The organism is Geobacillus sp. ZGt-1 (assembly GCF_001026865.1).
Classification (GTDB): Bacteria; Bacillota; Bacilli; order Bacillales; family Anoxybacillaceae; genus Geobacillus; species Geobacillus thermoleovorans.
Map to the genome: position 1 here is coordinate 341 of NZ_LDPD01000004.1, position 651 is coordinate 991.

General features: G+C 52.8%; 2 protein-coding genes. Both read left to right on the top strand.

From position 1 onward, the window contains the following. Positions 1-314 (top strand): winged helix-turn-helix domain-containing protein (locus VU18_RS18620; protein ID WP_047757507.1); only part of this gene is annotated, 314 nt, incomplete at its 5' end. Positions 315-339: 25 nt separating this feature from the next. After that, the coding region (locus VU18_RS18460) for a transposase (RefSeq protein ID WP_236687230.1) at positions 340-651 on the top strand (312 nt) is incomplete at its 3' end.

Genomic DNA, 651 nt, shown 5'->3' on the forward strand with positions numbered 1-651 from the left:
TCACCGAAGAACAGCAGGAAAAGATCAAACAGCTTGTGTTGACCACCACTCCCGCTGAACTGGGCTGGGACGTCGCCTCGGCGTGGAACACCAAACTCCTGCAATCCTATGTCGCCAAGCAATTCGGTGTTTCCATTTCCCGCGAAGCGCTGCGAAAACTCCTGCACCGCAAAGGGCTGTCGTGGACGCGACCGACGTACACACTGGCGAAAGGAAACCCGGATGAGCAAAAGCAATTTGAAACACAAATGGATCTAATAAAAAAACTTGATCACCAAGGAGACAGAAGATGCTGTTCTTCTGTACATCGATGAAACCCATATCCGCTCTTACCATGTCTTGCGGTCCACATGGTCAGAAGTCGGCCGCCAAAAACAAGTGCCGATGTTCGGCCATCATGCCCACGCATCGCGGTTTGGCGCGGTCAACATCCACGATGGCGAAACGGTGCTTCACCAAACGGCCGCCGCCAATGCCGCGACGTTCTTGGATTTCTTGAGAATGCTCAAAGAGCGCGATCCAGACCGTCTCATCGTCTTGGTGTTGGATCACGCCCGCATTCATCATGCCAACATGGTCAAGGAGTTTTTGCAGGAAGAAGGGCCGTGTTTTCACTTTCTTTCCCTCCCTCCCTATTCGCCACAGCTGAAC